This is a genomic window from uncultured Microbacterium sp. (assembly GCF_913776565.1).
Classification (GTDB): Bacteria; Actinomycetota; Actinomycetes; order Actinomycetales; family Microbacteriaceae; genus Microbacterium.
In genome coordinates, this window is the sequence record NZ_CAJYPF010000126.1 from 1 (window position 1) to 8,978 (window position 8,978).

10 protein-coding genes and 1 tRNA gene are annotated in these 8,978 nt (G+C 70.8%); 8 read left to right on the forward strand and 3 right to left on the reverse strand.

Annotation, left to right across the window (positions count from 1 at the left end):
• A partial coding sequence (locus tag QZ433_RS06705; protein WP_295781006.1) for a DUF2231 domain-containing protein occupies positions 1 to 437 on the reverse strand: 437 nt, incomplete at its 3' end.
• A gap of 132 nt (positions 438 to 569) precedes the next feature.
• On the opposite strand from QZ433_RS06705, the gene QZ433_RS06710 reads away from it, so the two are divergent.
• Both QZ433_RS06710 and QZ433_RS06715 read left to right on the forward strand, forming a co-directional pair.
• Entirely contained in the window at positions 570 to 944 is a 375-nt protein-coding gene (locus tag QZ433_RS06710) for a tRNA-dihydrouridine synthase (protein ID WP_295781009.1), read from the forward strand.
• Positions 944 to 2,248 carry a glutathionylspermidine synthase family protein gene (locus QZ433_RS06715; protein ID WP_295781011.1) on the forward strand — a complete coding sequence of 435 codons (1,305 nt, stop codon included), beginning with the start codon at positions 944 to 946 and terminating at the stop codon, positions 2,246 to 2,248. Before QZ433_RS06710 ends, QZ433_RS06715 begins: the two co-directional genes overlap by 1 nt.
• Positions 2,249 to 2,299: 51 nt before the next feature.
• On the opposite strand, the gene def is transcribed toward QZ433_RS06715, so the two are convergent.
• Positions 2,300 to 2,866: a peptide deformylase gene (gene def / locus QZ433_RS06720; protein ID WP_295781014.1), complete on the reverse strand. Its 567-nt coding sequence runs from the start codon at positions 2,864 to 2,866 to the stop codon at positions 2,300 to 2,302.
• Between the two features lie 41 nt (positions 2,867 to 2,907).
• Here def and QZ433_RS06725 point away from each other — a divergent pair, with 41 nt between their 5' ends.
• Positions 2,908 to 3,873, forward strand: a complete 966-nt coding sequence (locus QZ433_RS06725) for a DMT family transporter (RefSeq protein ID WP_295781016.1) — start codon at positions 2,908 to 2,910, stop codon at positions 3,871 to 3,873.
• A gap of 104 nt (positions 3,874 to 3,977) precedes the next feature.
• Positions 3,978 to 4,051, forward strand: a tRNA-Ile gene (locus QZ433_RS06730).
• Here QZ433_RS06730 and QZ433_RS06735 read toward each other — a convergent pair.
• Positions 4,049 to 5,248 carry a glycosyltransferase gene (locus tag QZ433_RS06735; protein ID WP_295781019.1) on the reverse strand — a complete coding sequence of 400 codons (1,200 nt, stop codon included), beginning with the start codon at positions 5,246 to 5,248 and terminating at the stop codon, positions 4,049 to 4,051. The genes QZ433_RS06730 and QZ433_RS06735 overlap by 3 nt on opposite strands.
• Before the next feature lie 40 nt (positions 5,249 to 5,288).
• Between QZ433_RS06735 and QZ433_RS06740 the strand changes: the two genes are divergently transcribed.
• The 4 genes from QZ433_RS06740 to QZ433_RS06755 form a co-directional block, all read left to right on the forward strand.
• Positions 5,289 to 6,299, forward strand: coding sequence for an NAD(P)-dependent oxidoreductase (locus QZ433_RS06740; RefSeq protein WP_295781020.1), 1,011 nt, complete (start codon positions 5,289 to 5,291; stop codon positions 6,297 to 6,299).
• Entirely contained in the window at positions 6,292 to 7,053 is a 762-nt protein-coding gene (locus tag QZ433_RS06745; RefSeq protein ID WP_295781024.1) for an MBL fold metallo-hydrolase, read from the forward strand. Before QZ433_RS06740 ends, QZ433_RS06745 begins: the two co-directional genes overlap by 8 nt.
• 17 nt (positions 7,054 to 7,070) lie before the next feature.
• Positions 7,071 to 8,054, forward strand: a complete 984-nt coding sequence (locus tag QZ433_RS06750; RefSeq protein ID WP_295781028.1) for a 3-oxoacyl-[acyl-carrier-protein] synthase III C-terminal domain-containing protein — start codon at positions 7,071 to 7,073, stop codon at positions 8,052 to 8,054.
• Positions 8,055 to 8,140: 86 nt separating this feature from the next.
• Positions 8,141 to 8,978: zinc-ribbon domain-containing protein (locus QZ433_RS06755; RefSeq protein WP_295781031.1), on the forward strand; the 838-nt coding region annotated here is incomplete at its 3' end.

Sequence of the window (8,978 nt, forward strand, 5' to 3'; positions counted from 1 at the left end):
CCCACCTGGACGACCGAGACGGTGGTGCCCACCGACACCACGATCGCCACCACGGCGATCACGAGCGTCAGCACACGCGAGCGGCCGGGAGCGGAACGCCGCTCACCCCGACGCTCCCGCAACCGGAACCACAGCCACTGCCCCGCGGCGACGACGAACAGGCCGATCGCCCACGGCAGGAGCTGGTCGCCGAGCTCGGTGTGCCGCTCGAGGACGGCCGATTCCGGCACCTGACGCTCAAGGGCTTCTCCGGCCTCCTTCGCCAGCGGCACGAACACCAGCGCCACGAGCGCGACGATCGGGGTGAGGATGCCGAGCCGGCGACGCGCTGCCGGCCAGACACTGCCGACGACGACCATCAGCGCCGCCAGGGGAATGAGCACGACCACGGCGTGCACCAGCAAGGGATGGGCGGGAAGCCCGGCGATCTGCCACATGCGCTCATGAAAGCACCGGGGGATACACGCATGAGGGGCTTGCGCCGACGCGTCCGATATGGGTCGTCGGTCAGCGTGACTGTGAGAACATCGGCAGGACGTGCCGCCCCGGCATCCCCGAGGAGAACCCCCATGCATCCGCACGCGCGCCGCCGTGCCTCCCGCACCGTCACCGTCGGCGTGGTCGCCGCCCTCGCCGCGACCCTCACCGGCTGCGGGCAAGGGACGAACGTCTCGGAGGACTACGCGCAGATCTGCCGCGACAACGCCACCGAGAAACGCCTGCCCGACGACGACTGCAACAACCACGGCGGGGGAGCCGGGTGGTACTTCCTCCCGCTGGGCGCCAGCAGCCGGACGGTCCCCGCGGTCGGCCAGCCCGTGTCGGGCGGAACCGACACGTTGCCGTCCGGTCGCACCGCGGCGAAGGGCATCTCGAGCAGCGGCGACAGCGTCTCGCGCGGCGGCTTCGGCGGGTCGGGTTCGGGCGGAGGCTTCGGCGGCTGATGCACCGGATCGAGATGGACCCGCGCCCCGACTGGGAGCGCACGATCAAGCAGTCGGGTCTGATCTACTCCCGCTCCGTCCGCGACGACGGCTCGGCGGTCGAGTACTGGAACGACGGCGCCGCCTACGTCTTCACCCTGCCCGAGGTCGAGCAGCTCGAGCGCGAGACCGAAGAGCTGCACCGCATGAGCCGCGAAGCGGCGCGATACCTCGCCACGGGCGAACTCGGCACCCTCGGGCTGCCCCCGCGGGCGTTCGAGTTCGCGCAGTGGTCGCTGGAGCAGGCCGAACCCGACGTCTACGCGCGCTTCGACCTGGCCTACGCCGGGGACGGGTCACCGGCTAAGATGCTCGAGTACAACGCCGACACCCCCACCGGTCTCATCGAAGCGTCCGTGACGCAGTGGATGTGGCTGCAGGACCGTATCGCGAGCGGCGCCGTGCCGGCCGGCACCGACCAGTGGAACGGTCTGCACGAAGCCCTGGTCGCCCGGTGGCGCGACCTGCTGCACCGCTCGCTGACCGAGGGCGAGGGTGGACGTCTGTTCGTGGCCCACTCGGATGCCGACACCTACGGCGAGGACTGGGACACCGTGGCGTACATGCGCGACCTCGCCGCCGAGGCCGGGTGGGAGCACACCGGCATCGAGATGAAGGACATCGGCTGGCACCACGGAGCCCGTCAGTTCGTCGGCGTCCCCGAGCCGTGGGGATCGTCCCGCAGCATCGCCGCCCTGCCCGGCGACGAGCCGGGCACGCAGTTCCCCGTCATCCGCAACCTCTTCAAGCTCTACCCCTGGGAGGACCTCGTCTCGGGGGAGGACCGGGTCACCGGCGACCAGGAGTTCGGCGCGCTGCTCATCGCCGGCCGCGGACTCTTCGGCCACTGGTACGAGCCGGCGTGGAAGATGCTGCTGTCCAACAAACTCCTGCTCGTCGCCCTCTGGCGCCTGTACCCGGGACACCCCAACCTGCTGCCGGCCTTCGCCGACGGTCCGAACGGCATGACCGACTTCGTGGTCAAACCCGTCTTCGGCCGCGAGGGCGACGGCATCCGCGTCCATCGCGCCGACGGCACCGTCACCTCGAACGGGCAGGAGTACCGACGCGAGGGCCTCGGACGCGAACGCGTCTGGCAGCAGTACCACGAGCTGCCCGACTTCCCCGGCGCGCGGGGGAGCAACCACCCGGTGCTGGGGTCGTGGGTCGTCGACGACGAGGCGTACGGGGTCGGCATCCGCGAGTCCGACGGACCCATCACCGACTACTACTGCCGCTTTGCCCCGAACATCATCGAGGGCTGAACGACCACGGTTCCGGATGCCGCGCCCCCGGCGCCGCACCCGTGACGACGCTCACGCGTCGATGTCGTCGACACCCGGCATCCACGAGGCTCCGGGCTTGCCCCACTTGCGCTTCTTCGCGATCTTGGCCACGATTCGCGCATCCTCGTCGTCCAGACGATCGACGTACAGCACGCCGTCGAGGTGGTCGAACTCGTGCTGCAGGATCCGCGCGCGCCATCCCGTCACCTCGAGGCGCACCGCGTGACCCTCGAGATCGGTGCCCGTCAGCAGCGCCGCCTCGGAACGCCGCAGCGCGAAGCGCTCGCCGGGGAACGACAGGCACCCCTCGCTCTCTTCGTCCGGGTCGGGGTAGCCGGGCTCGAGCGGGCGGATCCACAGCTCGGGGTTGATGACGACGCCGCGCCACGGCTGACCCTCGTCGTCCTCGTACGTGTAGGTGAAGATGCGCAGACCCACGCCCACCTGCGGGGCGGCGAGACCGACGCCGGGAGCGGCGTCCATCGTCTCGAACATGTCGGCGACGAGCTGGCGCACCTCGTCGGTGATCTCGTCGACGCGGGCGGCGGGAGCGTGCAGCACGGGATCGCCCATGATGCGGATCGGGAGTACGGCCACGTCACCAGCCTATCCAGCGGGCGTGCGGTTATCGTCGAGGGGTGACTCCGCTCGATGCCACCCTCAGCGACGGAATCGACCAGCTCGTCGGCGTCTTCCGCGACCCGCGCATCCTGCTCGGCATCCCCCTGGCCCTGCTCGGTGCCGTGTTCATGTCGTTCGGCGCGCAGTACCAGCACCGCGGCGTGCAGAAGGTCGAGCGCCTCTCGGGCGGCAAGACCACCGGGGGCCTCTCCCGCTCGCAGCTCACCTCGCTGCTGACCCGACCGTCGTGGGTGGCCGGAACCCTCATGCTCGGCTTGGCGATCGTGTGTCAGCTCTCGGCCCTGTCGGTGGCGCCGCTCATCCTCGTGCAGCCGCTCGGGGCGATCGCCCTGGTCATCACGACCGTGCTGAACGCCCGCGTCTCGCGGCACAAACCCACGCGACAGTCCCTCATCGCGATCGGGCTGTGCGTCGGCGGGATCCTGGTGTTCGTCACGATCGCGGCGTTCTTCGCCACCGAGCACGTGATCACCGAGCGGGAACTGCTGGTCATCCTCGGCATCCTGGCCGTGGTCGTGATCGTGTTCGGGGTCTTCTGGATCCTCGTCCGCCGCCGGGCGCAGGCGCTGTTCTACATCATGGCCGCGGGCGTCATCTATGGCTTCGTCGCAACGCTGGCCAAGGTCGTCATCAGCCGGGCCCAGGCGGGCAATTTCGAGTGGCTGACCCTGCTGTGCCTGATCGCCCTGCTCGCGGCCGTCGCGGTCGGCGCGTACTTCGTGCAGACCGCGTACTCGGTCGGCCCGCCCGACCTCGTCATCGCGGGCCTGACCGTGATCGACCCGATCGTCGCGGTGCTCATCGGCCTGTTGGTGCTCGGTGAGGCGTCGACGGCTCCGGCCTGGGCGCTCATCGGCTTCGTCATCGCCGGCGCGATCGCGACGTGGGGCGTCATCCAGCTGACCAAGCACCACCCGCAGGTGACCGCGGACGGGAAGCGTGCGAAGCCGCGCGTGAACTGAGGCTCTCGCCCTCACATCCCGCCCGCGCGCGAGCGCCCGCACGTCGCGCGCCTCGCGTGGAGCGCGGTGTGGACAACCGGATGCCGGTAGGCTCGTCATCGCTGGGGGCGGTGGCCAAGCTGGTCAAGGCAGCGGGCTCATAACCCGACGATCGTGGGTTCAAGTCCCACCCGCCCTACGACACGGAACTCATCGCGGATTCGTAGACCGCGATCACGGGGTCGACCCGCTGCCCGATCCGGTCGCGTCCGCGGATCATCGCCGCGCTCGCGGCCGTGATCGCCTCGGGTCGACTCCGCAGCCTCGCCACGAGGGCGGTGATGCCCTCGGCATCCGGAGTATCGGCCACGAACCCCCCGCCCGGCGGGATGACCTCGCCGAGGTCCGGATCGCACAGGAGCACGGGAAGACCGGATGCCGCTGCCTCGAGCATCACCATCGGTTGATTGTCGAAGTCGTACGAGGTCGACACCAGCAGGTGGCTCGCCCGCATCGCATCGAGCACCTCCTGCTGCGACACCGACCCGTGCAGGGTGAGCGGCGCGTCCATCCGCTCGATCGACCGTCGCGACAGACCGTCGCCATAGACATCCACCGAGACATCCGGCCCGAAGGATCGCGCCGCGTCGGCGATCACCGCGGGGCGTTTCTCGGGTGACAGCCGCCCGACCCACAGCAGGCGCAGGGTGTCTGCGCGGGTGAGCCTCCGCTCGAGAGGTGCGCCGATCCGGTCGAGCACGCTCTGCTCGAGACCGTTCGGTACGACCGTCACCGGCGTCTCGACTCCCTGCCGGGTGAGCTTCCGGGCGAAGTGCGTCGACGGGACGATCACGTGGTCGCTCGCGCGCGACTGGGCGAGCATGAGGCGCCACATCCTCCTCGCCGGCGACGTGGCGGTGTACGGCGCGTCGGCGCGCACGCGCAGACCGCGATGGCTGATCTGGGCCGCGTGCAGGGCGGCGAGCAGGGGGACCGTGACGCGGGGGAGAGGAAGCACGCTCGTCGTGTACACGTCCACGCGGCCGTGCATGGTGTGGACGACCGGCAGACCCAGATCGCGAGCCGCGCGCACCCCCGCGAGGGCGGCGAACATCTCGGAGTGCGTGTGCACCACATCGACGCGCCGCTCGGCCAGTTCCCGACGCAACAGCTCCCTCGCGCCGCGCGGTGGCCAGGTGAACGGATAGCCGTCCGGTCGGAACACCGGCGAGGCGGGCAGCGCGACGATCGACGGATCCTCGCTCGCCCGCAGCAGCGGGCAGAACACCGTCACCTCGTGCCCCGCCCGGGTCAGCGATTCGCGCAGCGACTTGACCGCGGTCTGCACGCCGCCGAGCGTGGGCAGGTAGTAATCCGTCACCAGGGCGATCCGCATATCCCGAAGCATAGGGACCGACGGCCCTAGACTCGGCCGGATGAAAGAGCCGGCAGCGGGGGGCGAGACGAGCGGTGTCGAACCCCGCGGCGAGACGGCACTCGTCACGGGCGCGAGCGGGTTCCTCGGCGGGTACGTCGTGCGCGACCTGCGCGCCCACGGGTACGACGTGATCGCGTCGGGTCGCAACGCCGCGGCACTGCCGGCGGGAGAGACCTTCGTCGGCGACCTCGACGACCTCGCCCGCGCGAACCCCGGCCGCACGGTCGACGTGGTCGTGCACTGCGCGGCCCTTTCCTCGCCGTGGGGTCGCTGGGCCCAGTTCGAGCATGCCAACGTGACCGGCACCGCCCGCGCCCTGGAGTTCGCCCGACGCGCCGGAGCGCGGCGACTCGTGCACATCTCCTCCCCGGGGATCTACGCCGCCCCCCGTGATCGCCTCGGCATCCGCGAGGGCGACGTCGACCCGCGGCATCCGATGAACAACTACATCCGGTCGAAGCTCGAGGCCGAGGCCCTGCTGCAGAGCGCCGCCGCGGAGGGTCCGCGGCCGGAGATCGTGATCCTCCGCCCCCGCGGCATCATCGGTCGCGGCGACCCCAGCCTCGTGCCCCGGATCCTGCACGTGCGTGAACGGTTCGGCATCCCCCTGATGCGCGGTGGACGAGGACTCGTCGACCTCACGGCGGTCGAGAACGTCGCGCTCGCGGCGCGGCTCGCGGCCGAGGTACCCGGCGTGCACGGTCAGGCGTTCAACATCACGAACGGCGATCCTCGGCCGTTCCGCGCGGTGCTCGAACAGGTGCTCGACGGACTGGGGCTCGAACCGCGGTACCGGCGGGTGCCGACCGCGGCCGCGTACGGTGTCGCAGCGGTGCTCGAGGCGGTGTGCGAGCTGCTTCCCGGGCATCCCGAGCCGCCCGTGACGCGCTACACCGTCACGACGATCGCCCATTCCCAGACCCTCGACATCTCGCGCGCACGCGATCTGCTCGGTTATCGGCCCGCGGTCTCGCTCGACGAGAGCCTCGCGGGGTACGCGCGTGGCTGAGCTCCGCTATTTTGCGTGCGGCGAGACCACCCACGACCTGCGCCGATTGCTGCGCGGCGCACCGCGGGAGCGGCGTGTCTTCCCGGCTGGAGCGTTCCTCTACCGCTCCGGCACCCGACACGTGCTCTTCGACACCGGGTACGCGCCCGAACCGTGGCGCGCCGGACTCGGCGGATGGGCGTACCGGCGGATGCTCCCGCCCCGCGTGGCAGCAGGCGACACGATCGCCGAGCAGCTCGACCCCGCCTCCGTCACGCACGTCGTCCTCTCGCACCTGCATCCGGACCACCTCGGCGGCGTCCGCTTTTTTCCGCACGCGACGTTCGTCGTCAGCGAGGGGATGCGACGCACCCTCGAGCGACCACGGCTCCGCGACGGGCTGCTCCGACGCCTGCTGCCCCCGTGGTTCGAGTCGGCGACGGTGCTGCCGTCGCCCGCATTCACGCCCGGTCCGCACGGGCTCCGCACCGCGGACCTCTTCGGCGACGGGTCCTATCTGCTCGTCGACCTGCCGGGGCACGCTCGAGGCCATCTCGGCGCGCTGATCGAGCACGAGGTTCTGCTCGCCGGGGACGCCGCGTGGGGGCGCGACCTGCTCGGCGCAGAGCACCGCATCCGCGCCCTGCCCCGGCGCGTCAGCCACGACATGGGCCGACAGCGGGAGACCGCGCGGCTGCTGCTGGCGGCCGAGCAGGACGGGCTGCGACTTCTCTTCAGCCACGATCGCCATCCGGTCGGGCGCAACCTGTTGTGAGCACGAGGGGGGCAAAGATGCGGAAGCATCCATTCAGCGAACAGAAGCGTGCGGTGCGGCCGTGCCGGTTGACGGGGTGGGGGACCTTCCTCCCGGATCGCGTGGTCACGTTCGGCGGACAGACGCGCTACCGCATCCCCGACGACGGGACGCAGCTCGACATGCTCGCCGCGGCGGCAGAACAGGCCCTCGGACGAGCGGGGCTCCGCGCCGACGACGTCGACTGCGTGATCGCCGCCTGCGCGGCCGGTGTGCAGCCGATCCCCTGCACGGCGGCACTGGTCATGGAACGCATCGCCCCGCACGCCCGCGCCGCCGCCTTCGACGTCAACTCGACCTGCACGAGCTTCATCACCGCGGTGGACATCGCATCCCGCTACCTCGCCGCGGGCGACTACGAGCGCGTGCTCATCGTCTCGGGCGATGTCGGATCCCGATTCCTCGACCCCGGCCACCGCGAGAGTTTCGAGCTCTTCTCCGACGCCGCGGCCGCGGTCGTGCTGACCCGCGAAGCCCTCGGCGACGATGAGGCCGACACGCCCGGAGTGCTCGGCAGCCTGCAGCAGACGTGGCCCGCGCACGCGCACGACACCGAGCTCCGCGGCGGGCTGTCGCTTCATCCTGCCCAGTCGTACGCCGACGGCGACCCCTCCGACTATCTGTTCGCCATGGACGGTCGGCGGGCGCTCCTGGGCATGCTGGCCGTTCTGCCCGACTTCTTCGCCCGGTTCTCCGACCGGGTCGGCATCGGCCTCGACGAGTTCGACCTCATCGTGCCGCACCAGGCGAGCAGAGCGCTCGGTCTCGCGATGCGGAGGATCGGCATCTCGAAGAACGCCTATGTCGATCGCGTCGAGGAATTCGGCAACATGGTCTCGTCCTCGGTGCCGTTCATGCTCGCGACGAGTCTCGACGAGAGACGGATCGGGCCCGGGGACACGATCATGTTGTGCGGTACGGCCGCCGGCCTGACGGCGAACGCTCTCGCGCTGAGGCTCTAGGGGCGCGGCGGGGATCACTGTTCCTTACCGGCCACGGGCGCGAAGCGGGCGAAGCGATGTCGGAGGTCGACGCTAGCGTCACCGCCGTGGCAGAACGCGTGCAGAGCTGGTGGGCCCGACGACAGTGGTCGAAGGGGCTCGACGTGCCCTATGCCGTGGGGGCCTATCGCGACGCGTGGGCGGCGTACCCCGCGCTCATCCGCCAGTACCACCCCGACCTCAACGCGGGGATCGCGCTCAGCCAGGTGCCGCCCGCGGCCGACGTCCTCCTGCTGTGGCAGTGCGACGCAGGGCACCGGTTCGCGGCGACGCCCGACGAGCAACGGCATCGCCCGGGTCGGGAGCGCCGCCGCAGCGCGTGGTGCCCCGAGTGCAGCGAGCAGGCGAATCCCCGGCGGACGGTGGCACTGCCGATGCGGGCGTCGGTCGATGCCCCGGCCGTCACGGCCGCCGCGGTCCTGCGACCGCGGCACCGACCGGCCGCGCCGCCACTCTGCGAGAAGACCCCCGACGTGCCCGTGGGCACGGCCTTCGCCTCTTCGTGCGCTCCCGCTCGGGCCTCGGCCGTCGAGGATCGCATCCGCTCCGACCTGCGCGAGCGCCTGTCGCTGGACCAGGGGTTCAACGCCGTGCGGGTCGCGAAACCGTTCTTCCAGCATCTCGAGGTGTGGCCGGACTTCGTTTTCGCCGAGCTCCGCGTCGCCGTCGAGTACGACACGATCGGTCGGCACGGACTCGAGCACGTCGGAAAGCGGGAGCTGGCCGACCGCCGCAAGGATCGCGCTCTGCGTTCCACGGGATGGGAGGTCGTGCGGTTACGCACCGGTGCGCTCGAACCGTTGGGGCCGTTCGACCTTTCACTGTCCGCCTGGAACGCCCGCACCCTGGACCGGCTCATAGACGCGATGAGGAGTATCCGCGGTG

Bases quoted from the DNA above. Each gene is read 5' to 3' on its own strand.
- QZ433_RS06710 (WP_295781009.1), top strand. From the start codon at position 570: ATGCATCCGCACGCGCGCCGCCGTGCCTCCCGCACCGTCACCGTCGGC.
- QZ433_RS06715 (WP_295781011.1), top strand. From the start codon at position 944: ATGCACCGGATCGAGATGGACCCGCGCCCCGACTGGGAGCGCACGATC.
- QZ433_RS06735 (WP_295781019.1), bottom strand. From the start codon at position 5,248: ATGCGGATCGCCCTGGTGACGGATTACTACCTGCCCACGCTCGGCGGC.
- QZ433_RS06740 (WP_295781020.1), top strand. From the start codon at position 5,289: ATGAAAGAGCCGGCAGCGGGGGGCGAGACGAGCGGTGTCGAACCCCGC.
- QZ433_RS06750 (WP_295781028.1), top strand. From the start codon at position 7,071: ATGCGGAAGCATCCATTCAGCGAACAGAAGCGTGCGGTGCGGCCGTGC.